Source organism: Gilvimarinus algae, from assembly GCF_030518215.1.
GTDB classification, from domain to species: domain Bacteria; phylum Pseudomonadota; class Gammaproteobacteria; order Pseudomonadales; family Cellvibrionaceae; genus Gilvimarinus; species Gilvimarinus algae.
Genome location: NZ_JAULRT010000062.1, coordinates 514,871 through 541,858, shown reverse-complemented (window position 1 = coordinate 541,858; position 26,988 = coordinate 514,871). Strand labels below are relative to the sequence as shown.

31 protein-coding genes and 1 tRNA gene are annotated in these 26,988 nt (G+C 56.3%); 11 read left to right on the top strand and 21 right to left on the bottom strand.

Going from position 1 to position 26,988, the window contains the following annotated elements; genetic code table 11:
• Position 1 precedes the first annotated feature (1 nt).
• From QWI16_RS17200 to thrS, 10 genes are all read right to left on the bottom strand, one after another.
• Complete coding sequence (locus tag QWI16_RS17200; RefSeq protein ID WP_302715057.1) at positions 2-766, bottom strand: SapC family protein; 765 nt, start codon at positions 764-766, stop codon at positions 2-4.
• A gap of 198 nt (positions 767-964) precedes the next feature.
• Positions 965-1,041, bottom strand: a tRNA-Pro gene (locus QWI16_RS17195).
• A 121-nt stretch (positions 1,042-1,162) separates the two neighbouring features.
• The gene (locus QWI16_RS17190) at positions 1,163-1,519 is read right to left on the bottom strand and encodes a MerR family transcriptional regulator (protein ID WP_302715055.1); all 357 of its coding nucleotides are present in this window, start codon (positions 1,517-1,519) and stop codon (positions 1,163-1,165) included.
• Positions 1,500-1,808: an integration host factor subunit alpha gene (gene ihfA / locus QWI16_RS17185; protein WP_302715053.1), complete on the bottom strand. Its 309-nt coding sequence runs from the start codon at positions 1,806-1,808 to the stop codon at positions 1,500-1,502. The genes QWI16_RS17190 and ihfA overlap by 20 nt, the downstream gene beginning before the upstream one ends.
• Before the next feature lie 11 nt (positions 1,809-1,819).
• Positions 1,820-4,198 (bottom strand): phenylalanine--tRNA ligase subunit beta, encoded by a 2,379-nt coding sequence (gene pheT / locus QWI16_RS17180; protein WP_302715052.1) that lies wholly within the window; start codon positions 4,196-4,198, stop codon positions 1,820-1,822.
• Positions 4,199-4,251: 53 nt separating this feature from the next.
• Positions 4,252-5,289 carry a phenylalanine--tRNA ligase subunit alpha gene (gene pheS, locus QWI16_RS17175; RefSeq protein WP_302715051.1) on the bottom strand — a complete coding sequence of 346 codons (1,038 nt, stop codon included), beginning with the start codon at positions 5,287-5,289 and terminating at the stop codon, positions 4,252-4,254.
• Positions 5,290-5,430: 141 nt separating this feature from the next.
• Complete coding sequence (gene rplT / locus QWI16_RS17170; protein ID WP_302715050.1) at positions 5,431-5,790, bottom strand: 50S ribosomal protein L20; 360 nt, start codon at positions 5,788-5,790, stop codon at positions 5,431-5,433.
• A 32-nt stretch (positions 5,791-5,822) separates the two neighbouring features.
• On the bottom strand, positions 5,823-6,020 hold the full coding sequence (rpmI, locus tag QWI16_RS17165) for a 50S ribosomal protein L35 (protein WP_302715048.1): 198 nt from the start codon (positions 6,018-6,020) through the stop codon (positions 5,823-5,825).
• A gap of 65 nt (positions 6,021-6,085) precedes the next feature.
• Positions 6,086-6,622: a translation initiation factor IF-3 gene (gene infC, locus QWI16_RS17160; protein ID WP_302715602.1), complete on the bottom strand. Its 537-nt coding sequence runs from the start codon at positions 6,620-6,622 to the stop codon at positions 6,086-6,088.
• Positions 6,623-6,641: 19 nt separating this feature from the next.
• Positions 6,642-8,582, bottom strand: a complete 1,941-nt coding sequence (gene thrS / locus QWI16_RS17155) for a threonine--tRNA ligase (protein ID WP_302715046.1) — start codon at positions 8,580-8,582, stop codon at positions 6,642-6,644.
• A 209-nt stretch (positions 8,583-8,791) separates the two neighbouring features.
• On the opposite strand from thrS, the gene QWI16_RS17150 reads away from it, so the two are divergent.
• The 5 genes from QWI16_RS17150 to xthA all read left to right on the top strand — a co-directional run bounded on the left by QWI16_RS17150 (position 8,792) and on the right by xthA (position 13,608).
• Entirely contained in the window at positions 8,792-9,409 is a 618-nt protein-coding gene (locus QWI16_RS17150; RefSeq protein WP_302715044.1) for an HvfX family Cu-binding RiPP maturation protein, read from the top strand.
• Between the two features lie 101 nt (positions 9,410-9,510).
• Positions 9,511-10,137: an RNA polymerase sigma factor gene (locus QWI16_RS17145; protein WP_302715042.1), complete on the top strand. Its 627-nt coding sequence runs from the start codon at positions 9,511-9,513 to the stop codon at positions 10,135-10,137.
• On the top strand, positions 10,131-10,361 hold the full coding sequence (locus QWI16_RS18765) for an anti-sigma factor family protein (RefSeq protein ID WP_368045303.1): 231 nt from the start codon (positions 10,131-10,133) through the stop codon (positions 10,359-10,361). Before QWI16_RS17145 ends, QWI16_RS18765 begins: the two co-directional genes overlap by 7 nt.
• 219 nt (positions 10,362-10,580) lie before the next feature.
• On the top strand, positions 10,581-12,728 hold the full coding sequence (locus tag QWI16_RS17140) for a carboxy terminal-processing peptidase (protein WP_302715040.1): 2,148 nt from the start codon (positions 10,581-10,583) through the stop codon (positions 12,726-12,728).
• Positions 12,729-12,786: 58 nt separating this feature from the next.
• Entirely contained in the window at positions 12,787-13,608 is an 822-nt protein-coding gene (gene xthA / locus QWI16_RS17135; RefSeq protein ID WP_302715038.1) for an exodeoxyribonuclease III, read from the top strand.
• A gap of 32 nt (positions 13,609-13,640) precedes the next feature.
• On the opposite strand, the gene QWI16_RS17130 is transcribed toward xthA, so the two are convergent.
• Both QWI16_RS17130 and QWI16_RS17125 read right to left on the bottom strand, forming a co-directional pair.
• Entirely contained in the window at positions 13,641-15,878 is a 2,238-nt protein-coding gene (locus QWI16_RS17130) for a response regulator (RefSeq protein ID WP_302715037.1), read from the bottom strand.
• Between the two features lie 23 nt (positions 15,879-15,901).
• Positions 15,902-16,102 carry a DUF2788 domain-containing protein gene (locus QWI16_RS17125; RefSeq protein ID WP_302715036.1) on the bottom strand — a complete coding sequence of 67 codons (201 nt, stop codon included), beginning with the start codon at positions 16,100-16,102 and terminating at the stop codon, positions 15,902-15,904.
• Between the two features lie 160 nt (positions 16,103-16,262).
• Between QWI16_RS17125 and QWI16_RS17120 the strand changes: the two genes are divergently transcribed.
• Positions 16,263-16,619, top strand: a complete 357-nt coding sequence (locus tag QWI16_RS17120) for a hypothetical protein (protein ID WP_302715034.1) — start codon at positions 16,263-16,265, stop codon at positions 16,617-16,619.
• A gap of 140 nt (positions 16,620-16,759) precedes the next feature.
• On the opposite strand, the gene QWI16_RS17115 is transcribed toward QWI16_RS17120, so the two are convergent.
• The 3 genes from QWI16_RS17115 to moaC are packed head-to-tail and all read right to left on the bottom strand — an operon-like array spanning position 16,760 to position 17,944.
• Entirely contained in the window at positions 16,760-17,218 is a 459-nt protein-coding gene (locus QWI16_RS17115) for a molybdenum cofactor biosynthesis protein MoaE (protein ID WP_302715032.1), read from the bottom strand.
• A gap of 2 nt (positions 17,219-17,220) precedes the next feature.
• Positions 17,221-17,469 (bottom strand): molybdopterin converting factor subunit 1, encoded by a 249-nt coding sequence (gene moaD / locus QWI16_RS17110; protein ID WP_302715030.1) that lies wholly within the window; start codon positions 17,467-17,469, stop codon positions 17,221-17,223.
• The gene (gene moaC, locus QWI16_RS17105) at positions 17,462-17,944 is read right to left on the bottom strand and encodes a cyclic pyranopterin monophosphate synthase MoaC (RefSeq protein WP_302715029.1); all 483 of its coding nucleotides are present in this window, start codon (positions 17,942-17,944) and stop codon (positions 17,462-17,464) included. The genes moaD and moaC overlap by 8 nt, the downstream gene beginning before the upstream one ends.
• A gap of 51 nt (positions 17,945-17,995) precedes the next feature.
• Between moaC and QWI16_RS17100 the strand changes: the two genes are divergently transcribed.
• On the top strand, positions 17,996-18,688 hold the full coding sequence (locus QWI16_RS17100) for a glutathione S-transferase N-terminal domain-containing protein (protein WP_302715028.1): 693 nt from the start codon (positions 17,996-17,998) through the stop codon (positions 18,686-18,688).
• A 32-nt stretch (positions 18,689-18,720) separates the two neighbouring features.
• Here QWI16_RS17100 and QWI16_RS17095 read toward each other — a convergent pair whose 3' ends face one another.
• Entirely contained in the window at positions 18,721-19,488 is a 768-nt protein-coding gene (locus QWI16_RS17095) for a DUF481 domain-containing protein (protein ID WP_302715027.1), read from the bottom strand.
• Positions 19,489-19,791: 303 nt separating this feature from the next.
• Here QWI16_RS17095 and dusA point away from each other — a divergent pair, with 303 nt between their 5' ends.
• The 3 genes from dusA to QWI16_RS17080 all read left to right on the top strand — a co-directional run bounded on the left by dusA (position 19,792) and on the right by QWI16_RS17080 (position 22,399).
• Positions 19,792-20,799: a tRNA dihydrouridine(20/20a) synthase DusA gene (dusA, locus tag QWI16_RS17090; protein ID WP_302715026.1), complete on the top strand. Its 1,008-nt coding sequence runs from the start codon at positions 19,792-19,794 to the stop codon at positions 20,797-20,799.
• Between the two features lie 183 nt (positions 20,800-20,982).
• Positions 20,983-21,942 carry a transaldolase gene (tal, locus tag QWI16_RS17085; protein ID WP_302715025.1) on the top strand — a complete coding sequence of 320 codons (960 nt, stop codon included), beginning with the start codon at positions 20,983-20,985 and terminating at the stop codon, positions 21,940-21,942.
• A complete protein-coding gene (locus QWI16_RS17080; RefSeq protein ID WP_302715023.1) occupies positions 21,935-22,399 on the top strand; it encodes a tellurite resistance TerB family protein in 465 nt (154 codons plus the stop codon). Before tal ends, QWI16_RS17080 begins: the two co-directional genes overlap by 8 nt.
• A 4-nt stretch (positions 22,400-22,403) precedes the next feature.
• On the opposite strand, the gene QWI16_RS17075 is transcribed toward QWI16_RS17080, so the two are convergent.
• Positions 22,404-22,895 carry an STAS domain-containing protein gene (locus tag QWI16_RS17075; protein WP_302715022.1) on the bottom strand — a complete coding sequence of 164 codons (492 nt, stop codon included), beginning with the start codon at positions 22,893-22,895 and terminating at the stop codon, positions 22,404-22,406.
• Positions 22,896-22,897: 2 nt separating this feature from the next.
• Positions 22,898-24,085, bottom strand: coding sequence for a SpoIIE family protein phosphatase (locus QWI16_RS17070; protein ID WP_302715021.1), 1,188 nt, complete (start codon positions 24,083-24,085; stop codon positions 22,898-22,900).
• Between the two features lie 194 nt (positions 24,086-24,279).
• On the opposite strand from QWI16_RS17070, the gene QWI16_RS17065 reads away from it, so the two are divergent.
• Complete coding sequence (locus QWI16_RS17065; protein WP_302715020.1) at positions 24,280-24,585, top strand: PilZ domain-containing protein; 306 nt, start codon at positions 24,280-24,282, stop codon at positions 24,583-24,585.
• Positions 24,586-24,587: 2 nt separating this feature from the next.
• On the opposite strand, the gene QWI16_RS17060 is transcribed toward QWI16_RS17065, so the two are convergent.
• The 3 genes from QWI16_RS17060 to QWI16_RS17050 all read right to left on the bottom strand — a co-directional run bounded on the left by QWI16_RS17060 (position 24,588) and on the right by QWI16_RS17050 (position 26,854).
• Complete coding sequence (locus QWI16_RS17060; RefSeq protein WP_302715019.1) at positions 24,588-25,301, bottom strand: MlaA family lipoprotein; 714 nt, start codon at positions 25,299-25,301, stop codon at positions 24,588-24,590.
• Positions 25,302-25,508: 207 nt separating this feature from the next.
• Positions 25,509-25,946, bottom strand: coding sequence for a hypothetical protein (locus QWI16_RS17055; protein WP_302715018.1), 438 nt, complete (start codon positions 25,944-25,946; stop codon positions 25,509-25,511).
• On the bottom strand, positions 25,946-26,854 hold the full coding sequence (locus tag QWI16_RS17050; RefSeq protein WP_302715016.1) for a porin: 909 nt from the start codon (positions 26,852-26,854) through the stop codon (positions 25,946-25,948). Before QWI16_RS17050 ends, QWI16_RS17055 begins: the two co-directional genes overlap by 1 nt.
• Positions 26,855-26,988: the final 134 nt, after the last annotated feature.

The window sequence follows — 26,988 nt, the reverse complement described above, 5'->3', positions numbered from 1 at the left end:
ATTAGCCGTTGGCCGCTTTCGGCGCATCACCAAATTTGGCGTTTTTGCGCTCAACCAAGGTATTGAGATTTCCCAGAGAGTTGAGGTGAGCGTAAATCAGCTCTAGCCCGTCGCGCTTAAACAGATCGGTCACCTGCTCATCGGTCAGCGCCTTGAGCTTTTCACGCTTCACTGTGTAAAAGCCCTTGATGCTCATGTTGTTGCCCGCGTTATTGCGAAACTCAATATTCGCCTGCATCGGCTCTAACAGATCCAATTCCTTCAGCTTGCTGCAGAAAACCTTGGTCATCTCAGCGCGATACTGGTAGTCCTGCAAAAACTTCAGGATTTCTTTCAGGTATTCAGTCTGCTCGCCGTTATCGTCAAACAAACGCTGGCCTTCACTGCCATCAGCAACCAGCGCCTTGCTGTCTTCATCGATGCACAGAGTCAGATTCTGGCTGTCTTTGTCGCCGGCAAACACGAACGGATAGCGACGAATAAATGCAGGCACGTAACGGGTATCAAAAATCCCCTCGTCATTGAGCATCAGGTTTTCGCCCTGCTGCACACCGACAACCGCCAGTGGTGTGTGCTCGCCATCCTGATTAGGGGCAGAGAAAATCACTGGGAATTCAGCTGAGGCAAAAGGAATCTCAGTCGCCAGCAGGGGCACGGAGGTGAGCTCACCGGCAAAGTCGTGGGATGTTACCTTTACCGCCAAGTTGCGATGCTTATCACTGGTTACCGGCTGGATGTTGTCGTAAATCATTAACTGTTTGGTCACGTAAATACCTCGTTGTTATTGTCGAGCGCGCTGCGCTTCTCCACTCAAAATCAGGTGCACATAGTAGCATCTTATGCCGGTACTGCCACCACTCACGGGGCAAGAACTGAAGACGTTGGGGCGGACGGAAGAAATTCAAGCTAGGGGATGAAATGATCCACCCAAGAAGTGGCAAGCTGATGAAAATTAAAGGGAAAATGGTCGGAACGGCGGGATTCGAACCCACGACCACCACACCCCCAGTGTGGTGCGCTACCAGGCTGCGCTACGTTCCGACAGAGGTATTTTCGTGCGTTTGATGAGCTCGGCTCGCCAAACGAGGTGGGCATAATACCCGAATTCTGGCAGATTGCAATACGCAATAGCTGCCTTAGTTTTCAATAACTTACGAGAAGCTCAGGTTTTCAGAACATCGAGCACCTGCTCAAGCTCCGAAATCATCTGGCTGACCAGCTGGCTGAACTGGCTGGCATCCTGCTGAGCGGTTTCACCGCTCATTTGCTGACGAGCACCACCAATGGTAAAGCCCTGATCGTAGAGCAGCGAGCGTATCTGACGAATGGTCAGTACGTCCTGGCGCTGGTAGTAGCGGCGATTACCGCGACGTTTGACCGGCTTGAGCTGGGGGAATTCCTGCTCCCAGTAACGCAGCACGTGCGGTTTTACCGCACAGAGCTCGCTCACCTCACCAATGGTGAAATAGCGCTTGCCGGGTATAACCGGCAGTTCGTCGTTATGACTTGGTTCCAGCATAGGTCTCTACTCGGGCCTTCAGTTTTTGTCCCGGTCTGAAGGTAACAACCCGACGTGCACTGATGGGGATTTCTTCCCCGGTCTTGGGATTGCGACCGGGGCGTTGGCTTTTATCGCGCAGATCAAAGTTGCCGAAGCCGGATAGCTTGACCTGCTCATTGCACTCCAGCGAGCGGCGGATTTCTTCAAAAAACAGTTCGACCAGCTCCTTGGCCTCGCGCTTGTTCAGGCCCAGCTCTTCGTAGAGTTTTTCTGCCAAGTCCGCTTTTGTCAGCGCGCCGTTGGGCATAGGTTTCCCGCCTATCTCAGGGTTGCACCGTAGGTTTGGGTCACATGGTCCATCACACGCTCGATGAACCCGTTGATTTCCTCATCGTTAAGAGTGCGGGAAGGATGCTGAAAGGTCAAGCCCAAAGCCACACTTTTTCTATGCGGATCAATGCCTTTGCCCATATAAAGGTCAAATACCTTTAAGTCTGACAAATGCTCTCCCGCCACATTTTTGATGCTGGCCAGCAGCTCGGACACGGGCAAATCACGCCCGACCAGGAGCGCCAAGTCACGCCTTACAGCCGGGAAACGCGACAGGGGGGTAAAGGCTGGCACCCGGGCGCTGAGCAGAGACTTAAGCGACAACTCGAAGGCGAAAACACCTTCGGGCAGATCCAGATCGTCCTGCAACTGTGGGTGCAGAGCGCCCAGCACGCCGAGTCGCTCGCCCTCAAACAGCAACTGCGCTGTTTGACCGGGGTGCAGGGCTGGATGCGTCGCCGCCTGGAAGTCAAACCGCGCGGCCTGCCCCGTCAGCCCCAGCAGGGCCTCAATGTCGCCTTTGAGATCAAAGAAGTCTGCTGCCCGGCTCTCGTTGGCCCAGCTCTCCTCCGCCACGGGACCGTAGACTAGGCCTGCGAGCGTTGGCTCCTGGGCCACCCCCCCACTACCGGGCACGAACTTCTGACCCGACTCAAACAATCGAACGCGCTGCTGCTGCCGGTTGAGGTTATAGCGCAGAGTGCTCACCAGCCCGGGCAGGAGGCTGGTGCGCATCACGCCCATATCGGCGCTGATCGGGTTTTGCAGCACCACTGGGTCGATCTGCGGCTCAAACTGAGCACAGAGCTTCGGGTCGATAAAGCTGTAGGTCACGACCTCCTGATAACCTCTGGAAATCAGATGACGGCGCAAAGCACCAAGTTTCAGGCGGGACTCGGTATGGGGTTTGATATCCATACTCTGACCGGGCACTTTGGTCGGCAAGCGATTGTAGCCGTAAATGCGCGCCAGCTCTTCGAGAAGATCGGCCTCGATACTGCAGTCAAAGCGCCAGCTGGGGGCGGCGAAACGCCACTGCCCGGCACTTGTGGCCGTCTCGGTAAAGCCGAGGCGGCCGAGGATATCCTCAACGGTGGCCGCGTCCATCTGAATATCCAGACCACTGGCGATGCGCTCCTCGCGCAGCTCGATGGCCGCGGGCTGGGGCAAATGCTCGTTGACTTGCTCAATTACCGGGCCGGGCTGCCCGCCGACGATCTCCAGCAGCAAGCCTGTGGCGCGCTCGATGGCCGTGCGCGCCAGCTCGTAATCGACACCGCGCTCAAAGCGGTGCGATGAATCCGTATGCAGTCCATAGCTGCGGGCGCGACCGGCAATCGCCAAGGGATTAAAAAAGGCGCTCTCCAGGAAAATATCGCGAGTTTGGGCCGTTACCGAGCTTGCCAGCCCACCCATGATACCGGCTACCGCTAGAGGACCGCGATTATCGGCAATTATCAATGTCCCTGGGGACAATTCGATGTCCTGCTCATCCAAGAGCGTCAGGCGCTCACCGACGCGGGCCTCACGCACGCGCACCGCGCCGTCGATTTTTGCCAAGTCAAAAGCGTGCATGGGCTGGCCGAGCTCTAGCAACACATAATTGGTAACATCGACAATCGCATCGATGGAGCGAAGGCCGGCGCGGCGCAGCTTTTCCTGCAGCCACAGGGGGCTTGGGGCATCGACGGCCACGCCGCGAATGATACGACCCAGGTAGCGCGAACAGGCCTCTCCCGCCTCCAGGGTTACCGGCAAGGTATCGTCAATGACCGCTGGGACCTGCGGGGCCTGCACCTGGGTTACCGGCAGGCGGTTGATAACACCCAGCTCGCGCGCCAACCCCCGAACGCTCAGGCAATCGCCCCTGTTGGGTGTAATGTCCACTTCGATCACGGTGTCATCGAGATTGAGATACTCACGCAAGTCCGTCCCCACTGGTGCGTCCTCGACCAGCTCCCACAAACCGTCGTCGTCATCGCCGGCCTCAAGCTCAGTCTGAGCGCAGAGCATGCCAAAGGATTCGACACCGCGCAGCTTGGCTTTTTTTATTTTAAAGTCGCCGGGCAGCTGGGCGCCTACGGTCGCAAAGGGAACTTTCAGCCCTGCCCGTGCATTGGGCGCACCGCAGACCACTTGAACCTCAGCACCATCCGGGTGACCGGCCACCTGACACACACGCAGCTTATCCGCATCCGGGTGTGGCGCAATGCTGACGATCTGCCCCACCACCACACCGCTAAACGCGCCAGCAACCGGTTCGGCTGCGTCCACCTCAATGCCCGCCATGGTGAGCTGATCTATCACCTCGTGGGTGCTGATGTCTGGGTTGATCCATTCGCGCAACCAGGATTCACTTACTTTCATAATCCAATCTCTTAGCCTGTTCGGTTTTCGTGCTGTTGGTCGGTAGCCTGCGCTTAAAACTGCTGCAGAAATTTCAAATCATTCTCAAAGAACAGGCGCAGATCGTTGACACCGTAACGCAACATGGCCATCCGCTCGACGCCAATACCGAAGGCAAACCCGGTATAGACCTCCGGGTCGATGCCCGACGCGCTGAACACATTGGGGTGCACCATGCCGCAGCCCATGATCTCGATCCAACCGGTGTACTTGCACACCCGGCACCCTTTGCCATGGCACTGAGTGCAGCCGATGTCCACTTCCGCCGAAGGTTCGGTAAACGGAAAGTAAGACGGGCGGAAACGCACAGGCGCATCCACCTCGAAAAACGACTTGAGAAACTGATCCACCGTGCCCTTGAGATCGGCAAAGCTGATGTTTTTGTCCACCACCAAGCCTTCCACCTGATGAAACATCGGGGTGTGAGTCAGATCCGAGTCACAGCGGTACACCCGCCCCGGACAAATAATACGTATGGGCGGCTGGTTGGTTTCCATCACCCGCACCTGCACCGGCGAGGTGTGTGTGCGCAGCACATAGCTGCTGCCCGTCGTAGCAAAGTGCTTATCCTCGACGTAAAAGGTATCGTGCATGGCGCGCGCGGGGTGATGCGCAGGAATATTCAGCGCCTCAAAGTTGTGATGGTCGTCTTCGATTTCGGGCCCCTCGGCCACCTCGTAGCCCACCTGGGCAAAAATCTCAGCAATGCGCTCCAATGTGCGGGTCACAGGGTGCAGGCCACCGGTGTCGCGGGCACGCCCCGGCAGCGTGACATCAATGGTCTCCTGCGCCAGCTTGGCCTCAATCGCCTGGCGCTCGAGACGCGCCTTGACCTCATCGAGGCGCAGCTGTACCTGTTGCTTGGCCTCGTTGATTTTCGCCCCGGCTGCAGGGCGCTCCTCGGGCGAGAGCTTACCCAGCATTTTGGCCTGGGCACTGATCAGCCCCTTCTTGCCAAGATATTCCACCCGGACCTTGTCCAGGGCGGCCAGATCGTCAGCACTGTCTACCAGCTTGAGCGCCTCTTCGGTGAGCGCGGCGAGATTTTCCATCGCAGTATCCAATTGTTGTTGCGTTAGGTTTGCAAGGGCAAACCACGTTATTCCGGCAATAAAAAAGGGGAGGCCAAGATCAGCCCTCCCCTTTATCGCGTCATTGCACGGGCAGCGAGCCCGCCTGCGTCATTGCGGCGATTAAGCAGCCAGAGCTGATTTTGCCTGAGCAACAACGGCAGCAAAGGCCGCTTTGTCGTATACGGCGAGATCCGCCAGAACACGACGGTCCAGTGCGATGTTGGCTTTCTTCAAACCAGCAATCAGCTGGCTGTAAGTCATGCCCTCTGCACGGGACTGAGCGTTAATACGGGTAATCCAAAGAGCGCGGAAATTGCGCTTGTTGACACGACGGTCGCGGTACGCGTACTGGCCGGCCTTAATGACCGCCTGCTTAGCAACACGAAATACGCGCGAACGAGCGCCGTAGTAACCTTTTGCAGCTTTTAAAACTTTCTTGTGACGACGACGCGCCTCTACACCACGTTTTACACGGGCCATAATAAACTCCTCTTAAATTCTCAATGAACCAATTACTTGGCGCGAAGCATACGATCTACCAGCGGGGTATCAGCGGCGTTGAGCGTGCTGGTACCGCGCAGCTGGCGCTTGCGCTTGGTGGTCATTTTGGTGAGGATGTGGCTCTTGTTAGCGTGCTTGTGCTTATAACCAGAGGCCGTCTTTTTAAAGCGCTTGGCGGCGCCAGAGTGTACTTTAGCTTTTGTTGCCATGAGATAAAACTCCGCATTTGCAATGGATAATATTCAGTAACCAAAGGCAGCTAAAAGCCCGGCTACTATCTCTTTTTCGGGGCCAGCACCATAATCAGCTGACGACCTTCCATTTTCGGTCGCTGCTCAACTGTGGCCAGTTCCTCAAGATCAACTTCGATGCGCTGCATCATTTCCATCCCGAGCTCCTGGTGAGCCATTTCCCGGCCGCGGTATCGCAATGACACCTTGGCCTTGTCCCCATTTTCGAGGAAACGCATAAGGTTGCGTAGTTTGACCTTATAGTCTCCCTCTTCCGTCCCTGGACGAAACTTCATTTCCTTGACCTGCTGCTGCTTCTGTTTTTTCTTGGCAGCGGCCTTGGTCTTCTTAATCTCAAACAGGTGTTTGCCATAGTCCATAACCTTACAAACTATGGGTGTACTATCAGGCGCTATTTCAACCAGATCCAAATCGGCGTCCTGAGCCACTTTCAGGGCTTCTGTGAGAGAGACGACTCCCACCTGATCCCCGTCGGCTCCGATCAGCCGGACTTCATCCGCTTCAATTTGATCGTTAATACGGGCTTTCTTGGATTTGCCTTTAGCGTTATCTCTTTTGATAGTATCTTTCTCCTGTCAATTAATCTTGCGAGTCAGACGCCAATACCCGACTACGGTTAGCAACATCCGCTGCCAACAGGTCGGTAAAGGCTTCCAGACTCATTACACCCAGGTCGTTACCGTCGCGCGTACGCACGGCTACCTGGCCGGATTCCACCTCTTTGTCACCCACGACGATCAAGTAGGGAACCCGCTGAATGGTGTGCTCGCGGATTTTAAAGCCGATCTTCTCGTTTCTCAAGTCCGAAACCGCCCTAAACCCACGTTCTGAGAGGGTTTTTTCGATTTTTTGCACGTATTCGGCCTGATTGTCGGTAATATTGGCCACCACCACCTGCACCGGCGCCAACCAAGTGGGGAAAGCGCCCTCGTAGTTTTCGATCAAAATACCGATAAAACGCTCAAACGAACCCAGAATCGCGCGATGCAGCATAACCGGCACCTGTCGCGAGCCATCTTCGGCCACATACTGGGCATCCAGGCGTCCAGGCATGGAGAAGTCCACCTGAATGGTGCCACACTGCCATACCCGACCCAGGCAATCTTTCAGGGAGAACTCGATTTTCGGTCCGTAAAACGCCCCCTCACCCGGTAAGAGCTTCCAGTCGAGCTCTTTGGCATCAAGCGCGTCGGACAAGGCTTTTTCCGCCTTGTCCCAGACCGCGTCATCGCCGACGCGCTGCTCGGGACGAGTCGACAGGCGAATAATCACCTCATTGAAACCAAAGTCAGCGTAGACCTTGTACAGCAGGTCAGTAAACGCTGACACCTCTTCCTGAATGGCCGCCTCGGTACAGAAGATATGCGCATCATCCTGGGTAAAGCCGCGCACCCGCATAATACCGTGCAAAGAGCCTGAAGCCTCGTTGCGGTGGCAGGAGCCAAACTCCGCCAAACGAAGCGGCAGATCGCGGTAGCTGCGCAGCCCCTGGTTAAACACCTGCACGTGGCAGGGGCAGTTCATGGGCTTGACCGCAAATTCACGGTCTTCGGATTTGAGCATAAACATGTCATCGCCGAACTTGTCGGCATGACCGGATTTTTGCCACAGGCTCAAATCCACCACCTGAGGGGTTTTGATTTCCTGATAGCCGTTGTCGCGCTGCACCTGGCGCATGTACTGTTCAATGGTGGTATAGACCGACCAACCCTTAGGGTGCCAGAACACCATGCCCGGCGCCTCTTCCTGCATGTGGAAAAGGTCGAACTTCTTCGCCAGCTTGCGGTGATCGCGCTTCTCCGCCTCTTCCAAGCGGCGCAAATAGGCCTTCAGTTCTTTCTTGTCGTTCCAGGCGGTGCCGTAAATGCGCTGCAACTGCTTGTTACTGGCATCGCCGCGCCAGTAGGCGCCTGACACACGCATCAGTTTAAAGTGGCGCATCACCCGGGTATTGGGCACGTGGGGGCCGCGGCACATGTCCACGTACTCTTCGTGGTGGTAAAGGCCCACTGCCTGCTCGCCTTCGGCGATCAGGCCATCCACCAGCTCAACCTTGTAATCCTCTCCACGCTCGGCAAAGACGGTACGCGCCTGGGCGATGGGGGTCATCTGTTTGATCACGTCGTAATCTTTCTTGATCAGCTCGCCGATGCGCGCTTCGATCGCCTCCAGATCTTCCGGTGTCAGCGGGCGTTCGTAATCAATGTCGTAGTAAAAACCATCATCAATCACAGGGCCAATGGCCATTTTGGCCTCGGGAAACAGCTGCTTGATGGCATGGCCGACCAGGTGCGCAAAGGAGTGACGAATCACTTCCAAACCCTCGTCATCGCGGCCGGTAATCAGCGTAATCTCGGCATCTTGCTCAATGAGTTCGCAGGCATCCACCAGGCGACCGTTAATGCGACCGCAGACTGTGGCCTTGGCAAGGCCCGGACCTATGTCTTCAGCCACTTGCAGCAGGGTAACCGGCTGGGGAAACTCGCGCTTTGAACCGTCGGGGAGGGTAATAACAGGCATTGTCTATCCTTCTCAGTGGTGACCCCTACCAAAGGCCACTTGTGTGTTTGCGCTCGTGGCGCCGTTAAAAGCGGGCCAGTATATAAAAAGTGGCGCGGCTAAACCACCGCCACTGTAACGAAATGCCTTTTTGAGCCTCTTTAGTCAAAAGCCGGCGCTCAATGGGCCTCGGAATCAGTAACCCAAGCGACTCCAAAAGGTAGCCCCCTATGCTCAGCACCTTGTTCCACCAGTATCGCTCGGCTGTCGCCGCGCTGCAGAAGCTCGACGTCTTTGCCGGGCTCGCCTTAAGAGTCTACCTCGTGCCGATATTCTGGATGGCAGGTACACAGAAGCTAAGTCACTTCAGCGATACCGTGGCCTGGTTTGGCAACAGCGACTGGGGACTGGGATTGCCGCTGCCTTGGTTGATGGCGGCGCTTGCCACTGCCGCCGAGCTCGGCGGCGCGATACTGCTGGCGCTTGGCCTGTTTACCCGGGCGACAGTCATACCGCTGATTATCACCATGCTCGTCGCCATCGGCACGGTGCACCGGGACTATGGCTGGCAGGCCATCGCCGACCCGGGCGCCCCTTTTGCCACCGAGCGGGTCGAGCAGGCAGCCATTAAACTGGAGCGCGCGCGGGATATACTGCGCGAACACGGTCACTACGACTGGCTCACCTCAAGCGGCTCCTTCGTGGTGCTTAATAATGGCATCGAGTTCGCCGCTACCTATTTAATTATGTTACTGGCCCTGCTGGTCTGGGGCCCAGGGCGGTATCTTAGCGCAGATTATTGGATCGTCCGCTACGCATTCAGCCGCCTCGCCTCAAAGAGCCGCTAACAATGATATATTGCGCCCTGTTCAGGCACCGGCCGCCGGCCATCCCCTTTCTCGATACTTCCCCGCTTCAGGGGCGTAACACTAGAACGCGAGTACAGCCTTTGACGGATACTGACAACACCGACACCGAAGAGGCCGCACTGATCGAGGCAGCCCTGGCCGGGGATGACCAGGCCTATATCCGCCTTATCGAGCGCCACTACAGCGTGATGCTCACCGTCGCCACTGGCATTGCCGGCTCCTCACTGGCAGAGGAAGTGGTACAGGAAGCCTGGGTTTCTGCCCACCGCGCCCTGTCCAAGTTCGAAGGCCGCGCCAGCCTGAAAACCTGGCTGTTGCGCATCGTCAGCAACGAAGCGAAAAACCGGGCGAAACGCGAATCCCGCCAGCAGTCACTGGACGCTCTGCCAGGCGAAACCGACGGCCTGGAGGGCATGAAGTTTCGCGCCGACGGCCACTGGGCCAACGCGCCAGCGCACTGGCACCTCGACAGCCCCGAGGCTCTGCTGGAACAAACGCAACTGCACCGATGCATCAACAAAACACTGGCTCTGCTTCCGCCTGCACAAAAGGCCGCTTTTGTGCTTCGCGACTTAGAGCAGAGAAGCTTTGAGGAGATTTGCCAGCTACTGGATATCTCCAGCGCCAACGCCCGGGTGTTGGTTCATCGGGCACGCCTGAGTTTGATGCAAGTGATCGATCGCTATCAGGAGACCGGCCAATGTTGAAGTGTCGCGAACTCGCCCAACTGGCCAGTGAATATCTGGACGGCTCAGGGCCCAAATCGCTCAAATGGCAAATACGGCTGCATTTGGCCCTGTGTCATAACTGCCGCCGGTTCGTGCGCCACCTGCGAACCACTCGGGAATTGGCCGCTCGAGTGAGTGCTCTGGAGCCGGCCCCCAAAGGGCAAAGCGCCAAAATAGTGCAAATATTGCGTAGTCGAGACTGATTCAGCGGGGGTATTTACCGGCCTTTAACCCGATCAACACTTATTTACCCGGGAGCCTTGCTGGGCTAGGCGAACAAATAATGCTATGTTGCTGTCTTAGGCCTATCGGGGCCTTAGTCTGAAATGAGCCAAGAGTCCGTATAACGGTGACACGGGCGCTGGAGCCGAACCTCCCGCCTTAAGCCACCTCAGTAGTACACCCGGAGCCAAGAGTTACCTATGCTGGAAAAATCCAACCCCCTGCCCCGCCTGCATTCAGGTGTGAACTTTTCCCTGGCGTTTTGTTTTCTGCTTCTGCTCTCGCAACTGGCTCAGGCTCTGCAGCCCGAACCACTGGAGATCACCGCCGAACAGAAAAAGACCACTGCAGACATTGTCAGTGCTCTGCACGAGCACCATTACCGGGATCAGGACATCAACGACGAACTGTCGCAGAAATTTCTCGATAACTACCTGAAAACCCTCGACCCAGGGAAAAGCTACTTTATTCAGGCCGATATTGAGCAGTTCAATAAGCATCGCAATCAATTCGATGATGACTTCCAGAAAGGAGAGTTGAAGCCGGCCTTTGACATTTACAAACTCTATCGCGAGCGGTTTATCGCCCGCATGGATACCGCCGTTGCCCTGCTGGAAAACAAAGAGCACACCTTTGATTTTGACACCGAGGAAAGCTTGTTGGTAGATAGGGACAAGGCCAGCTGGCCAGCCGATGAGGCGGCCGCCAAAGAGCTCTGGCGCAAACGCGTGAAGGCCGATGTACTCAATCTGAAACTCGCGGGAAAGCCAGTTGATGAGGCCCGCGAGTTGCTCGTCAAGCGTTACAGTAACCAATCGCGGCGCATGAGCCAACAAACCGGTGAAGACGCCTTCAATGCCGTCATCAACGCCTTCACCATGCTCTACGACCCCCACACCAATTATTTGTCACCGCGCATGCTGGAAAACTTCAACATCAACATGTCGCTGTCGCTCGAAGGTATTGGTGCCATGCTGCAAAGCGAGGACGAATACACCAAAGTTGTCCGCCTGATTCCCGCTGGCCCAGCAGACAAGCAGGGTCAGCTCAAACCGGCCGATCGCATCGTCGGTGTCGGCCAGGGCACTGATGGTGAAATCGCTGATGTGGTGGGCTGGCGACTGGACGAAGTGGTCGATCTAATTCGCGGCAAAAAAGACAGCATAGTGCGTCTTGAGGTACTGCCTGCCAAGGCCGCCGCCGGCAGCACGACCCACATCGTGAGCATCAAGCGCGACAAGGTAAAACTGGAAGAACAAGCGGCTCAAAAAGCCGTATTCGAGCTGACCGATGAGAGCGAGAACAGCTATAAAATTGGCGTGATCGACATCCCAACCTTTTACATGGACTTCGAGGCCTACCGCAAACGCGACCCCAACTACAAAAGCACCACGCGGGATGTGTTTAAGCTACTCGGCGAGCTGGCAGCGGAAAACGTGGATGGCATCATTGTCGATCTTCGCAACAACGGCGGCGGCTCTCTGCACGAGGCCACGTCGCTGACCGACCTGTTTATCGACCAGGGCCCGGTGGTACAGATTCGCCAAACCAATCAACTCATTTCGCGCAACTACCGCTCTCACTCCAAGGCGGTGTTCCGCGGCCCCATCGTCGTACTGATCAACAGACTCAGTGCCTCGGCCTCTGAAATTTTTGCTGGCGCCATTCAGGACTACGGCCGCGGTATTATTGTCGGCAGCCAGTCCTTCGGCAAAGGCTCGGTGCAGTCGCTGCAACCTCTGAAGTACGGACAGCTGAAGATTACCGAATCCAAGTTCTACCGCGTCTCCGGGGACAGCACCCAACACCGTGGCGTGCTGCCCGATATCGAGCTGCCAGAGCTAATCGACCCAAGTGAGGTCGGCGAAAGTAGTTACGATTACGCCCTGCCCTGGGACAACATTCACGCGGTCAAACACGACCGCTACTTTGACATCGCCAAACTGCTGCCAGCGATTGAGCAAACTCATCGCGATAGGGTGAAATCCGATCCAGATTTCATTTTCCTCACCGAGCAGCAGACCCTGGTGGAGGAGAACTCAAGCAAAGACCGAATTTCGCTCAGCGAGAAGACCCGCCTGAGCGAGAAGGCGGGCTTTGAACAACAGCTTCTGTCACTTGAGAACAAGCGCCGCAAAGCCAAGGGCCTCGCCGTTTACGAGAGTTTTGAAGACATTGACAGCGAGCAGAGCAGTGTCGAGGCCGACCCTGAAGAGCAGGCCATGGACACGGGCCCAGATAAAATTGAGCCAGAGAAAGACCCATTTCTGACGGAAGCCGGTTTTATTCTTATGGATTTTATTCGCGGCACCCAAAGTGATGAAGCTCCCAAGGTTGCCAACTTCTGAGACTCCGCCGGTGGCTAGCCACCGGCCCCTCCACAACCCCACAACAACCAGACTTGTCATGAAAGCCATATCGTTTAACATCAACAGCATACGCTCGCGCCTGCATCAATTGCAGGCGATTGTCGATAAATACAATCCCGATTTTATTGGTCTGCAGGAAACCAAGGTCGCCGACGACCAGTTCCCCCTGGCCGATGTGGAAGCTATGGGCTATCACGTCGCCTTCCACGGGCAGAAGACACACTATGGGGTGGCGCTGATGTCCCGTCACCCGTTTGTAGAAACGCTTAAGGGTTTCCCCGGTGATACCGAGCAGTCACAACGCCGCTTTATCGGCGGAACCTTTGAGGTACCGGATTTTGGCCCCATCCGTGTCTACAATGGCTATTTCCCGCAAGGTGAGAGTCGCGACCACCCGGTTAAATTTCCGGCGAAAGAAAAGTACTACGCCGACCTGAATCAGCTGCTGCAAACCCAGCACAACGCCACCGAGCCTCTGCTGTTGATGGGCGATGTCAATGTCTCCCACCGCGACGATGATATTGGCATTGGCGAAGATAACCGCAAACGCTGGTTGCGCACTGGCAAATGCAGCTTTCTTCCCGAGGAGCGCGAGTGGTTGGATCATTTACTGGGTTGGGGGCTGGTTGACACCTACCGACAACTGCACCCCGAAGACAAGGACACCTTTAGCTGGTTTGATTATCGCTCCCGCGGTTTTGAAAGAGAGCCCAAACGAGGCCTGCGGATTGACCTGATCCTTGCCAGTCAGGCACTGGCGCCCCAGTGCGTCGATGCAGGTATCGATTATGAACTGCGCGGTATGGAAAAGCCCTCAGATCACTGCCCCATTTGGGCCAGTTTTAAAGCGAGCACGTAAAGCGGCGCCACTGACTTGGCCCTGGCGGGACACTAACCGGCGCTGGCGACGCCCAGCCAGCGCTGCAGCCTCCCCTCCAGAGCATCGTAGCGCAGGGGTTTGCTGAGCTGATCGTCGAAACCGGCTGAAAACAAAGCACTGACCTGCTCCTCATTGAGCTCCGGTATCATTGCAATCACTGGCACACGGCGGCGGCTGTTTGCGGCTTTTTCCTGCTCACGGATTTTTTGCACGGCGGCCACTCCCGAGCCATCGGGAAGCTCGCTGTCAAGCAACACTAAGTCAAAACGCTCTTTTTCCAAAATAGCCACAGCCTCGGGCCCAGAACTCACCAACTGCACGTAACAACCAAGCTTTTTCAGCATTCCCGAGGCGACCATCTGATTGACCCGGTGATCCTCCACCACCAGCACTCGCTGAATGCCTGGGCCGTCTGCCACCGGAGCCACAGGCTCGGCCCTAGAGGCCGGGGGCTCGGGGTCTGCGGGCACCTGAGTGAGAAGCCGCTGGCACAAAGCATCGTAGAGCTGCTTGTACATAATCGGCTTTTCCAGGCAACTCACTTGCTCGAAGCGCGACAAGTGCTGGTGGACCTCTTCGGTATCGCGCTGAAGCACACTCATGGCAATCACCTGCTTGAGATCGGCGGTGGTCTCAGCGCCCGCCAACTCCTTGGACAGCGCCAGCGCATTGAAACTGTTCAAACGGTTATAAATCAGCACAAGATCTACCGGCTCGCCACTGCTTGCGCAATCAGCCACTCGATCCACCGCCTGCTCGTAGCCATAGACTGTCTGCGCCTGGACACCCCAATTGCCCAGCTCGTCCACCAAATCCAGCGCCACCCGGTCCGGCAAGTCCACTAACAGCAGGCGCTTGCCGCGCAAACGCTGGTCGGCGCCTAAGGATTTACCGTGATGACTGATAGTCTGCAAGTGCACGTTGATAACCGCACGGTTGCCGCCTGAGGGGGTTTTCAGCAAATGAACGCTCCCCTCCATACACTCTGCAAGCCCCTTGCTGATGGATAAACCAATACCTACCCGGCCGGTCTGCTCGGCCTCTTGCAGCCGCGACTCGTCCACTTCAGCCTTGGCCTCGTCGGTGCGATGGTAGTGGCTGTCGCTGATTACGATCTGCAACTCACCGTTTTCACCTTGACTGGTGTTGTAAGTCACCTCGACAAATACGTTACCGGTGACTGAAAACTTGAGCGAGTGACCCAGCAAGGTGGCAACAATTTGGCGCAGGCGCGCAGCATCACCCCTCACGCGCGCCGGCAAGTCAGAGTCCATCAGATAGTTAAGCTCGACCCCCTGCTGGTGCGCTTCGAGGGAAAAATCCCGCACCAGCTTAGCCACCAGACGGCGCAGATCAAACACCGATTCATCCAGCTCCAATGACTTAGTGGTGATTTTGGAGAAGTCCACCACGTTGTTCACCAAGTCCAACTGCCGCTCGCCGGCCTTGCTGGCCATACTCAACAAGTCGCGCTGGCGATCCGACAACTCAGCATCGTCCACCAGTGACAAGGTGCCGAGAATATCATTGAGCGAGGCGCGAAATTCATGCCCCAGATTCACCAAAAACTCGTTTTTCAGCTCGATGGCTGCGCGGGAGCTTTTTTGCTCATTCTCGAGCCCCCTGGCGCGCTCGTGCAATACATGGTTGGCCTCCAGGCGCTCCCAGTACCCCACGCCGGTCACCCGCGCCTGGTGCACCAGCATCATGTAGAACAGCACCATGATTGCCGCGTAGAGGTAACCGTCAATGGTGCCGAGCAGCATGGCCGTTAAGGCGGCCGGAATCATGCCTATAAATAGGTAAATCTTCAAAAAGCGGATATAAGGAGCAAACACATTCGCCACCGAAGAGTAAAACACCACGGTGTAGAGCCACATCACCAAGGTTTCTTCGCGCATGCCCAGTACCCAGGTCAGACTGACCAGAATAACGCTCCACCAGACGGCCCCAAAAAACGACGCGAGAAAATATTGAGTGCGCCAGCGCTTGGGCGCTCGGGCGTAGAGCGCCTCAAAGCGGAACAAGTAGTAACTGCGCAGCAAGGTCACGAGCAAAAGCCCCGTCACCAGGACAATGGCAAGATTGGTTTCGCGGTAAAAAAAGTCGCCAAAGGCCAAGCTCAAGGCAAAGACGAGAAAATTGAGCACTAGGCCACGCCGACTATATTTGGCCACCCGAGCATCTGTGTCGTGAATGACCTGGCGGTCTTTTTGCACTTTGGAGGTGGGCGTAAACAAATCAAACATAGGTTATTGTCCGCAGAGGCTCTTTATTTGTCGATAACCTCGACCAAGAGCGTCTTGATGATAAACCCGAGAAGCCCCAACCCCAACGCCAGAAACAGGATGAAGGTCCCGAATCGCCCGGCTTTGGACTTTTTTGCAAGGTCCCAGACGATAAACACCATAAAGGCGATCAGGCCGCCAACGCCCAGATAGAGCGACCAGGTTTCAAACTGCTCAAATGACATGATCTGTTCCGATCGGGAAGCGCTTCACACAAGCCACCATTGTAACCAACTTGACCTGCCCCCGCATCCATGCCCGCTACCACAGACGCTAAAACTCTTTTACACTTTCGCAGGCCTCAAGATAACCAGAGCGCCCTGACAACCGATATAGGGACCGACCATGACAAAATCTCTGCTACTGCCAGCGCTGGCGTTGCTGACAAGCATTACCGCCTGCAGCCCCGAGGGCGAAGAATCCAAACTGGAGCAATCCGCCGAGCAAACGCTTGAGAGCGCCAAGCAAACCGCACAGGAAGCCGCCAAGGCGGCCGGTGAAAAAGCGCGCGAACTGAAAGACAAGGCCGCCGACATGGCCGATGACGCCGGCGATGCGGCCGAAGAGGGCTGGGAGAAAACCAAAGAGGTGACCCGCGAAGGCGTGGATACCGCCAAGGATCTGGGGCGCGAGGGCTGGGAAAAAACCAAAGAGGCGGGACGCAAAACCGCCGACGCCGTTGATGAGGCCATCGAAGAATAGCGCCTCTGAGCTTGGGGGCTGAGACACGCGCAGAGGCCGCACATTGAGGCAGCGCCCCTCTGGGCGCTAGGCTCCGTGTAGCGGCGCGTTGATAGCCCAGCAACCAGATCAGCCCCTACGCCCCAGATAGTGCACTGACCTTAAGCCCAATAGCTGGCCGCGGCCTCGTCGCTCGCTTTCGCCTCCACCCAGGCGCTGGCGCCACTGCGCCGAAACTCTTTTTTCCAAAAAGGTGCGGTGGTTTTGAGCTTATCCATCAAAAACTGCGCCGCCGCAAAGGCCTCACGCCGGTGCGCAGCAGCGACTCCGACAAAGACAATTTGGTCACCGACACTCAACCGCCCTACCCGGTGCACCACACTCACCTGATCGAGCGCCCAACGCTCCTGCGCCTGGCCCACCAGCGCCTGCAACGAGCGCTCGGTCATGGCAGGGTAATGCTCGAGCTCCAAAGCCACCACCGGGTCGGCGCCCTCATCGGCGCGTACCCGGCCAATAAACAGGGCCAAGCCACCCGAGTCGGCGCCCGATGCGAGCAGGGCACGGTATTGCTCGCCCACATCAAAATCCCCTGTCTGCACCTGCACTTGGCCAGTCACCGCTAGCCCCCAGTGACCGGTGGAAACAGCGCCAGCTCATCGCCCGGGCGAACTTCAGCATCGGGTTTTATCATCTGCTGGTTGAGCGCCATCAACAAGCGGGTATCGTCCAGTGCTTGGCGCCAGTGAGGTTCGCGCACTTTCAATCGTTCGATCACCTCGGCCGCGGTGGCGGGCTTGTCCAGATCCAGCGTCAGCGCATCGCAGCCCAGGGTTTCTCGCAGACGGGCAAAAAACACCAGTTTAATCATCGTCGCCTCGCTGGTAATGCCCACGCCTGCCGCCACTTTTTTCCAGCAGGCAGAGCTGTGTCACCTCCATGGCCATATCCATGGCTTTACACATATCGATAATCGTCAGTGCCGCGACGCTGGCCGCCGTCAGTGCCTCCATCTCTACGCCGGTTTGGCCGGCCAGCTTGCAGTAACTCTCGATGCGGATTCTACCCGATGATGGCTGAAGCTCGAAGTTGATCTCTACTTTCGACAGCGCCAGCGGGTGGCACAAGGGAATAAGGTCACTGCACTTTTTCGCCGCCTGGATGCCGGCAATGCGCGCGGTAGCCAGTACATCGCCTTTTTTCATACGGTTCTCAGCCACCGCCTCAAGGGTTACTGCCGACATGGCAACATAGGCGCGGGCACGGGCCTCTCGCTGGCTTACCGGCTTGTCCGAGACATCCACCATGCGGGCGGCACCGCTGTCGTCACAATGTGTTAAAGTCATTTATCTCTCTCACTGCGGATTGACCGCAAACGGACTGCCCCGGAGGCCCCTATGCAGCTGCACCTGGTTAGGGAGCGCTGGCCTGCCAGCCACCCCTCACACATCCAGCTTTACTCCATGAACACGCCCAACGGCATCAAGGTGGCTCTGGCACTTGAGGAAATGCATCTCGCCTACGAGCCACACACCATCAACATACTCGAAGGCGATCAGTTTAGCGAAGCTTTTAAAGTTATAAACCCCAACAGCAAAATTCCCGCCCTGATCGACCCCAATGGCCCCGATGACCACCCCATCAGCTTGATGGAGTCAGGTGCCATTTTGCGCTATCTGGCTGACAAAACCGGCGAATTTATCCCGCTGGACCGGGCAGGCAAAAGTGCCTGTGATCAGTGGCTCTATTTTCAGGTAGGGCACATCGGCCCCATGTTCGGGCAGTTTGGGCACTTTTTCAAATACGCCCGCGACAAGTGCGACCATCCCTATCCGCTCAAGCGCTACACCGATGAAACTCGACGCTTATTAGGCGTGCTTGAGCATCACCTTGAACGCCACGAGTATATGCTGGGCGAAAGTTACAGCATCGCGGATATGGCCATAGTGCCCTGGGTGGAGTGCCTGGGAGGTTTTTACCAGGCCAGCGAGCCGCTCCAACTCGATGAATTCAAGGCGGTCAACCGCTGGCAGCAGGCGTGCACCTCGCGCCCAGCCTATGGCAAGGCGCGAGAGGTCTGTTCACTCTAAGTGAAACAGGCGTTGGCCGGTGGGCACTTGACTCAAAAGTTGTAAACCAGATTGATGTAGGTGGTGGTGTCGGTGTTTTCCTTATCGTCAGCGACATCGGTATCGTGGCTGACAGCATAACCGACTTTCATCTGCATACGGTCACTGATTTTGGTACTCAGTGACGTATCGCTCTGGTAGCGAGTGTTATCATCCGCCGCTTCCACGCCGAACTTTTGATTAAAGGTCGCGTTGCTTGTGATCAGCCACTTAAGCTCTGCGGCGCCGCGCACCATAAAACCTTCTTCCTTGACGATGATATCGTTTTCTTCATCTTCGACCTTGTCGCCCCAGAAATAACCCGGGCCGATTTCCGCATCGAGCGTTAACTTCTTACGGTCAATCAGCCGATTTCCGTAACCGGCTGACAAGGTCGTGTACTTGCGATACGCACCAAACTCATCATGCGTGTGCGAGCCGAAGACAAACAGATTCCCGTGCTCCCCGGAGAGCAAATAAGCGCTTTTCGCCGAGACAAAATACTTCTCCGCCGTTGTCTCTTTGTCTTCGCTGCCATCGTCGTTCTCTACCATGTCCTCTTTATAGAGCACGCTGGCGATGTACTGATTTTTCCAGTGAGTAAGATTCTGGGTAATGTCCAGCTTGCCGTTGACCGAGGTTGTTTCGGTATTACCCGTGGTATTGATCGCGCCCAGCTCGGCAGATACCACCCATGGCGGCGTCTCTTCTGCCTCATCCTGAGCGTGGGCAATACCTGCACTGAACAGCAGCGCAGCGGCACTTAAGTATAAGGTTTTCATCACATCCCCTTATGAGTCGATAATATGTCTGAGCGATATTATACACAGGCTGAGATGATGGTTGAGTTTCTGCCCAGTGAGAAATGTGGGGTACTACGCACGCTTTTGTTGATTGGATGCAGCGCCAAGTAATGCATGGTGACACAAAGCACGAATAACGGTTGATGTTGTGTATTTTGATACACCCTTGAAAGCCAAACTGCGCATTAAGGGCACCGCGTACAAAAGCTCTGCAACGCCCTTTGTCCAAGCTCACCGGAAACGGGTAAAATGCCCGGGCCCGAAACCAGCCACGAGAACACCATGTCTGCACGTCCCGAACTCAACCGCCGTTTCACCTGTGCCCCGATGATGGACTGGTCGGACAGGCACTGCCGCTATTTCTGGCGACTGTTGAGTCAGCGGGCTGTGCTCTACACCGAGATGGTCACCACCGGCGCGCTGATTTACGGTGACCGGGAGCGCTTTTTGGCGTTTGACCCGGCCGAGCAGCCCGTAGCGCTGCAATTGGGCGGCTCTGACCCACAGGCGCTGGCGCGCTGCGCCCAATTTGCTCAGCAGTGGGGCTACAACGAGGTCAATCTCAACTGCGGCTGCCCCTCGGACCGCGTGCAGAGCGGGAGAATTGGCGCCTGCCTCATGGCTGAACCCGAGTTGGTAAGAGACTGCATGAGCGCCATGAGCGAGCGCGTGGACCTCCCGGTGACCATCAAACACCGCATTGGCATAGACGACATGGACGATTACGACGGTCTGATGCGCTTTGTCGATACCGTTGCCGAAAGCGGCTGCCGCACGTTTATTGTGCATGCCCGTAAGGCCTGGCTGCAGGGGTTGAGCCCAAAAGAAAACCGCGACATTCCACCGCTTGACTACACCCTTGTCGCCAGACTCAAGCGCGAAAGGCCGGAGCTGGAGATCATTGTCAACGGCGGCATTGTGACCATGGAGCAGTGTCAGCGCCTGCTCGATGAGGTCGACGGCGTTATGCTCGGGCGGGAGATCTACGCCAACCCCTATCTGCTGGCGACCGTCGACCAGACGCTCTATGGCGACCCGGCGCCACCACCGAGCCGAGCTCAGGTCATGGCGCAGTTTATGAATTACTGCGAACGGGAACTGTCCAAAGGTACCAAGTTGAACCAGTTGACGCGGCACATCCTCGGGCTGTATCAGGGACTACCCGGCGCCCGGCGGTTTCGGCGCGAGATCAGCGAAAATGCCCACAAGAAAGGTGCGGGTATTGAGGTGCTGGAAAAAGCCCTCAGTCAGCTCGGCGGCGAGGCCCGCGCTTTGCCCGACCCGCAATAGCGTTTACAATAGCGCCTCTGAGGTTTTGGGGAGTGGTTGTCCGCGAACGGCCACTCACGCGCCCGCAAGTCCACCGCCTGGGATCCGTCTGGGCGGCTACCACAACTACAAGCTCCACGAGAGCAATCGGGGTGCCGCTAGCGTCAACTTCGCACTTTTGACAATACGTTTAGGAGCCAAATTGTGAGTACCAAACTCGAACAACTCAAGCAGATGACCGACGTGGTTGCCGACACCGGCGATATCGAAGCCATCAAACTCTACAAGCCGCAGGACGCCACCACCAACCCGTCGCTGCTGCTCAAAGCGGCCCAGCTGCCCGGTTACAAATCTCTGCTCGATGCGTGTATCAGCGCTGCCAAAAAAGAAGGCGGCAGCAGCGATCAGCAACTCAAGTACGCCTGCGACCACCTGGCCGTTGCTATCGGCTGCGAAATCCTCAAACTCGTGCCCGGCCGCATCTCGACCGAAGTGGACGCGCGCTTGAGCTTTGATTCGGCCGCCAGCATCGACAAGGCTCACCACCTGATCGATCTGTATCAGCAAAACGGCATCGACAAATCCAGAGTGCTGATCAAACTGGCCTCTACCTGGGAAGGCATCCGAGCCGCAGAGCAGCTGGAAAAAGAAGGCATTAACTGTAACCTGACGCTGCTGTTCGGCTTTGGTCAGGCGGCGGCCTGCGCCGATGCGGGCGTCTTTTTGATCTCGCCGTTTGTCGGCCGTATCCTCGATTGGTATAAAAACGCCACCGGCGAAGATTACACCGCGGAAACCGATCCTGGCGTTCAGTCCGTGCGCCACATCTACAACTACTACAAACAGCACAACTACGAAACAGTTGTTATGGGCGCCAGCTTCCGCAACACCGGCGAAATTGAAGCACTGGCTGGCTGCGACCGCCTGACCATCAGCCCGCAGCTGCTCAAAGAGCTGGACGAAGACACCGGCTCTCTTGAGCGAGTCCTGTCACCGAACAACACCGGTTCTGCCATCGACAAGCTGCTGGAAAATGAAAGCCAGTTCCGCTTTGGCCTGAACGACGATGCCATGGCCACCGAAAAGCTGGCCGAGGGTATCCGTAACTTCGCGAAGGATCAGGTAAAATTGGAAGACCTGCTGAAAGAGCTGGCCAATGCTTAATCGCATTGCCCGTTTTTTCGAAAGCCGCCTGTCTGAGGCAGGCGGCGATCAAGAAGCGCTCTCCGACGACGAAAAGCACCTAGCCGCCGCCGCTTTGTTGATGGAGGTAGCCGCGGCCGACCGGGTGTTTGACGGTGCCGAGCTTGCCGCGTTCAAATCCATTCTCTCAGAGGTTTACGGACTCTCTGCCGAGGAAGTCAACGAGCTGCAGCAACAGGCCGAATCCAGGCAACAGGATGCGACCTCGCTCTTTCAGTTTACTCAAAGGGTGAATGATCATTGCTCACGGGAAGAGAAGTTCGTACTGATCAAGTCCATGTGGCAAATTGCTCTGGCCGACGGGGATCTGGATAAATACGAGGAGCACCTTATCCGCAGAGTGGCTGATTTGGTGTATCTGTCGCACACGGATTTTTTGGTGGCGCGCAATCAGGCCAGGGAACAGGCGCAAGACTGAGCGCCTATTGATCGCCCTCTAGCATATTGACGAGGTTGGTAAAGGTTTTTTCATTGTCGCGGTTGAGCCCCATTAGAATGCGGTGAGCCTCAATGACCTTGCCTTTCACCACCTCTTCGTCATCCGGTTGTTCGCCTTCGGGGAGAGGCTCTGTCGCCTCAACCGGTGAATCCAGCTCGCTGACTATGGTAAAAATGTCGGCAAACCCCATGGTTTCAAGAATGCGGTTAATGCTTTCATTGGTGGAGAGAATGATCGGCCGCGAACCGTCGCGCTCCTCCCCGAGGATGGAAATTTTTGCCATCAACCCTAGGGTCGTGCTGTCGATGGCCTCGGCGTCAGACAGGTCAAACAGGACGCCGGCAAACCCCTCCCGACCAAACATGTTGTCAATAAACTGATCAAATGAAATGCACAGGGTCAAGCGCACATCACCCACCATCTTAATCACAAACACACCATCGTGATCGGCAACCAGAATCTGGCCAGGTCGCATTGTCAATAACCTCGGGTAATGGTCAAAATGGCGATATCGTCGGGTGTTTCGCTGACATCTTTAATCGCCAGGGCGTTGCATACGGTTTCTAGATTTTGCGCCTTTTGCGCCATTAATTCCAGTAAATAGGCCTCTTTTTCCTTGAGACTTGCCGCCGGTAGAATTTCCAAAACTCCATCGGAAAAGCAAACCAGCGAAAACTGCTCAGGCAACGTCAACGAGTGGACCTGCCAACTGGCGTTTTTAAAAATCCCCACTGGCTTGCCACTGCCCTGTAAAAACTCAGCCTTACCCTCAGTCACCAGCAGCGGCATTGGCAGGTGCCCCGCCACCACATAGCGCATTTCGTGTGTCTGGGTATCGATGACGCCCACAAAAAACGTGAGGTGATGATTCAGGCTGGTTTCGTTCAACTCGCGATTGATGTCCGCCAGCATACTGCTGGCCCCGGTCTGAAAAGACGCCTCATCGCCAAACAGCCCCTCCTCACGCACCATCCGGCTCACCAAGTGTTTCAACCAAATGGTCACAAACGCCGAGGAAGCCCCATGACCGGACACATCCGCCAGATAAAACGCTAGATAGCGACGGCCAATATGAGCATAGTCGACAAAATCGCCGCTGAGGTAGAGCGAGGGCGCAATATGATGAGCGACACTGTAGCCCTCAGCCGTAGTCTGAGGATGTGGAAGAAGTCGTCTTTGCACCTGTCGGCCGGCCACCTGATCGCGCTCCAGCACTCGCAAATTTTCCCGCAAGCCCTTATTGGCCCGCTCGAGCTTTTCCCGGTATTTTTTGTTCTGCGCCAAGAGGTCGCGGCGCTCCAGCGCCTTTTCCACCGAGTGCACCAGCACTTCCATATCCACAATAGGTTTAATCAGGTAGTCACTGGCCCCAAGGCGCAGCGCCGAAACCACATCGCTCATCACACCGGCACCGGAAATGACAATAACGGGCGTGTCGGCTGAGATATCGTGGAGATTTTTGAGAACGGTCAAACCGTCCATAGAGGGCATGCGCAGATCGGTGATCACCAAGTCAATGTCTCGCTCGGCGTAGAGGGCAAGCCCGGTGGGCCCATCCGCCGCCTCGACCACCTGAAAGCCGCTGTCTTCCAGAAAAGCAGCGATACTGTGGCGCACCGGTTTATCGTCATCGATGATCAATAGCGTGCGGCTGGTATCGGTCATTACTCTACCCGTTGAACCCAACTGGTGCCCGCCGGCCCGAACCGGCCAGCGTAATGGCGCATTACAGTACTCCCTTATAGCGTCACACGCAAGCGTCCCCGCCGCCTTACACAGACAGTGGTCTTACACGCTTTTCGCTGCTAATCTTAAGGCGCATAACAACAATCGCAGCGACCCACCCGAAGGAGTAAACGATGAGCCTATCCGGCAAACCCTTTGACGAGAAACGCGATTTTATCCGCATGAAAATTGAAACCCCGCTGGAAGCCACTCTCACCGGCGATGGGGGCACCTACAAAGGGATCTGCCGCGAACTGAGCGGCGGTGGCATGCAGCTGGAGCTGGACGACGAGCTGGCACAAGACAGCGAGTGGGAAATCAACATCGCCTCCAATCATGGCCACAGCCCTCAACTGCGGGCGGTGGTCAAAGTGGTGAGGGTCCTGCCTCAAGGCGAGCGTTTCGCCACTGGCATGCAGATTATCGAAGTGATCGACTAAGTTCAGAAGTCCTCAAAATCGTCGACGTCGCTGCCGAAGGAGTCCTCTACCTCGCCATCTTTAATCAGATATTCCCGGCGTTGCAGGTAGATGTCGCGATAGAGGGTGTACTTGTCAGAGCCGATATCCTGCTCCAGCGCGAGCAGACCAGCCCGGGTATCCACCAGCTCGGCCACCTTCACTTCATAGCTGGTACGGGTATGACCAATGTAGGTTTTCGGGTCGGTGACCCAATCCACCGGGGTGCCCGCTGCGTCGCGCAAGGTGCGCGGCCCAAATACCGGCAGCACCAAATAGGGTCCATCGGGCACACCCCAGACCGCGAGAGTCTGACCAAAATCCTCACCCTCCCCCCTGGGCATGCCCATGTGGGTAGCCACATCAAACAGCCCGACAACGCCGAGCGTGCTGTTCACCAAAAAGCGTCCGCTGTCCTTGCCCGCCTGGGCGAACTTTCCCTGCAAAACATCGTTAAAGACATTGCGCACTTCGAGAAGATTGTTAAACACATTACTGACGCCGCGGCGCACGGGCGCCGGGGTGACTGTGCTGTAGCCCTTGGCCACGGGCCGGATCACGAAGGTATCGGCCGCATCGTTAAACGCGAACATAGCGCGGTTAAACTCCTCCCAAGGATCTTGCGCATCGGAGGCGTGAGCAAAGACGGGAGCGCCAGCAAGCGCCAGCAACAATAAAATTCGGTGCAATGAATTCACGGGTACATTCCTGTAATATCCGCAGATGAAGAGCAGCTCTCGACACACGAACCCGCATGCCGATGGGGATTGACCGCGCAAGCCGAAAGCCTCGGCAACGTCGGTCACTCGATGGGAAGTCTGTGCCTAACCTCTAGGCCTGCGCCACCCGCCGCTGAACGATTGTTCATATTCTAGCGAAACAACCCAGGCGACACAATGCCGGTCTCAGTCCTGACACTGAAACCGCATTTCCAGACGCAGTTTACCCCCCTCCAGCGGGCGGTAACGCTCAAGCTTTACAATGGCGGCGCCCTGCTCACAGCGCTGCGCCGCCTTGCTGATTAACGCAAAGCGGGCTTGCAGGAGCGCCAGCGGCTCGGCCACAGGCGCGCTGCTCAACTCGAACTCACCGCCCTCGGCCCCTGAAGCGCTGGCGGAGGAAGACGCGGCCGCCGCGGAATCAGTGGGCTTGCGCTCACCGAGTCCCGACAACCAGCCATTAATACCCTCATCACTATAGTCACATTCACTGATGCGATTGACCGCGTCGTTGCTTTCAATCATGTCCACAGCCGGCTCACACTCCTGTTGCGCCAAAGCGCCGGGAAAGACGATCGTCGCTGACGCAGCCAAAGCGATACGGATAAGGGCTCTATGCATCATCAAAACTTGATTTCCATACCGACACCCAGGTAGTCGTCATCCCGGACCAGATCATCCTCATTTTGGGTAAAGTAGCCAAACGCCTTGATGGCCTTGGTGAACTTATAGTCTCCCCCGATACTGAAGCTCTCGCGCCCCTCTACCTTGATATCCGACTGGCCATACTGAGTCTTAAACACCCACTGGTCGGTAATGTCCCACTGAACAGAGGCAAAGTAACCGTCACCATCACCCTGCTCGTTATCGTACTTTTCATAGGCGCCGCCGATCTGTAAGTCGCCAAGAGTATAGGCGCCGATAACACGGTAGGTGTCCGTATTGGCGACATTGTCCTCCACATCCTGATCCATGGCGGCGGCCAGATAAATCGGCCCATCTGAATAGGCGATAGAGGCCGACACCCCGTCAATACCATCTACCTCCTTGGTAATGTAGGCGATCTTGCCCGTCACCGCGCCAAAGGACTTGGGCGTGACGTACTGGACGATATTTTTGGCACGGATCTCACCGGCAAAGATATTGCGAATATCCCCTTCCAGGTCGTTGAACAGGTCAACAGGAGAGGCCGCCGTTTTCAGGGGGGTATCGAACACACCGCCCATCAGTGTGCCGTACTGGGTCTGCACACCGAGATAGATGTTGCGTTGGGTCAGAGTCTGACCGCTGTTTTCCCCATCGTCAACGCTGGTTTCGTATTCGAAGCGGTAAAGAACCAACACATTGTCAGAGACCGCGCCGTCGCCCATCAGGCCGATGCGCGAGGAGTTGCTGATCAGCTCGATCTCGCTGTCCCCTGCTTCGTCGACTTGCTGCAGTGCCACATTGGCCTTGCCATACAGGGTAACCGCATTGGCGGATTGTGCCGCCATGACCACAAGGAAAGCCGTGCTCAAAACCGATTTTTTCATTGAATCGCCTCCGCCCACTCATGACAGTTAAATGTCAAGGTGATGAATTTTTAGTGACAGTTATATGACAAACGGCGCGTATAGTGCGAGGAATATATTTCATTTATGTTACAGACCCGGAGAAAAGCACCAAA

Excerpts from the sequence above, each read along its gene's own strand:
- pheT (WP_302715052.1), bottom strand. The coding sequence starts at position 4,198 with ATGAAAGTAAGTGAATCCTGGTTGCGCGAATGGATCAACCCAGACATC.
- QWI16_RS17130 (WP_302715037.1), bottom strand. The coding sequence starts at position 15,878 with ATGTTTGATTTGTTTACGCCCACCTCCAAAGTGCAAAAAGACCGCCAG.
- QWI16_RS17190 (WP_302715055.1), bottom strand. The coding sequence starts at position 1,519 with ATGCTGGAACCAAGTCATAACGACGAACTGCCGGTTATACCCGGCAAG.
- QWI16_RS17100 (WP_302715028.1), top strand. The coding sequence starts at position 17,996 with ATGCAGCTGCACCTGGTTAGGGAGCGCTGGCCTGCCAGCCACCCCTCA.
- QWI16_RS17125 (WP_302715036.1), bottom strand. The coding sequence starts at position 16,102 with ATGTCATTTGAGCAGTTTGAAACCTGGTCGCTCTATCTGGGCGTTGGC.
- QWI16_RS17065 (WP_302715020.1), top strand. The coding sequence starts at position 24,280 with ATGAGCCTATCCGGCAAACCCTTTGACGAGAAACGCGATTTTATCCGC.
- QWI16_RS17140 (WP_302715040.1), top strand. The coding sequence starts at position 10,581 with ATGCTGGAAAAATCCAACCCCCTGCCCCGCCTGCATTCAGGTGTGAAC.
- QWI16_RS17120 (WP_302715034.1), top strand. The coding sequence starts at position 16,263 with ATGACAAAATCTCTGCTACTGCCAGCGCTGGCGTTGCTGACAAGCATT.
- xthA (WP_302715038.1), top strand. The coding sequence starts at position 12,787 with ATGAAAGCCATATCGTTTAACATCAACAGCATACGCTCGCGCCTGCAT.
- moaC (WP_302715029.1), bottom strand. The coding sequence starts at position 17,944 with ATGACTTTAACACATTGTGACGACAGCGGTGCCGCCCGCATGGTGGAT.
- QWI16_RS17050 (WP_302715016.1), bottom strand. The coding sequence starts at position 26,854 with ATGAAAAAATCGGTTTTGAGCACGGCTTTCCTTGTGGTCATGGCGGCA.
- QWI16_RS17080 (WP_302715023.1), top strand. The coding sequence starts at position 21,935 with ATGCTTAATCGCATTGCCCGTTTTTTCGAAAGCCGCCTGTCTGAGGCA.
- pheS (WP_302715051.1), bottom strand. The coding sequence starts at position 5,289 with ATGGAAAATCTCGCCGCGCTCACCGAAGAGGCGCTCAAGCTGGTAGAC.
- QWI16_RS17095 (WP_302715027.1), bottom strand. The coding sequence starts at position 19,488 with ATGAAAACCTTATACTTAAGTGCCGCTGCGCTGCTGTTCAGTGCAGGT.
- rpmI (WP_302715048.1), bottom strand. The coding sequence starts at position 6,020 with ATGGCAACAAAAGCTAAAGTACACTCTGGCGCCGCCAAGCGCTTTAAA.
- QWI16_RS18765 (WP_368045303.1), top strand. The coding sequence starts at position 10,131 with ATGTTGAAGTGTCGCGAACTCGCCCAACTGGCCAGTGAATATCTGGAC.
- dusA (WP_302715026.1), top strand. The coding sequence starts at position 19,792 with ATGTCTGCACGTCCCGAACTCAACCGCCGTTTCACCTGTGCCCCGATG.
- QWI16_RS17070 (WP_302715021.1), bottom strand. The coding sequence starts at position 24,085 with ATGACCGATACCAGCCGCACGCTATTGATCATCGATGACGATAAACCG.
- QWI16_RS17075 (WP_302715022.1), bottom strand. The coding sequence starts at position 22,895 with ATGCGACCTGGCCAGATTCTGGTTGCCGATCACGATGGTGTGTTTGTG.
- ihfA (WP_302715053.1), bottom strand. The coding sequence starts at position 1,808 with ATGCCCAACGGCGCGCTGACAAAAGCGGACTTGGCAGAAAAACTCTAC.
- QWI16_RS17055 (WP_302715018.1), bottom strand. The coding sequence starts at position 25,946 with ATGATGCATAGAGCCCTTATCCGTATCGCTTTGGCTGCGTCAGCGACG.
- thrS (WP_302715046.1), bottom strand. The coding sequence starts at position 8,582 with ATGCCTGTTATTACCCTCCCCGACGGTTCAAAGCGCGAGTTTCCCCAG.
- rplT (WP_302715050.1), bottom strand. The coding sequence starts at position 5,790 with ATGGCCCGTGTAAAACGTGGTGTAGAGGCGCGTCGTCGTCACAAGAAA.
- QWI16_RS17150 (WP_302715044.1), top strand. The coding sequence starts at position 8,792 with ATGCTCAGCACCTTGTTCCACCAGTATCGCTCGGCTGTCGCCGCGCTG.
- moaD (WP_302715030.1), bottom strand. The coding sequence starts at position 17,469 with ATGATTAAACTGGTGTTTTTTGCCCGTCTGCGAGAAACCCTGGGCTGC.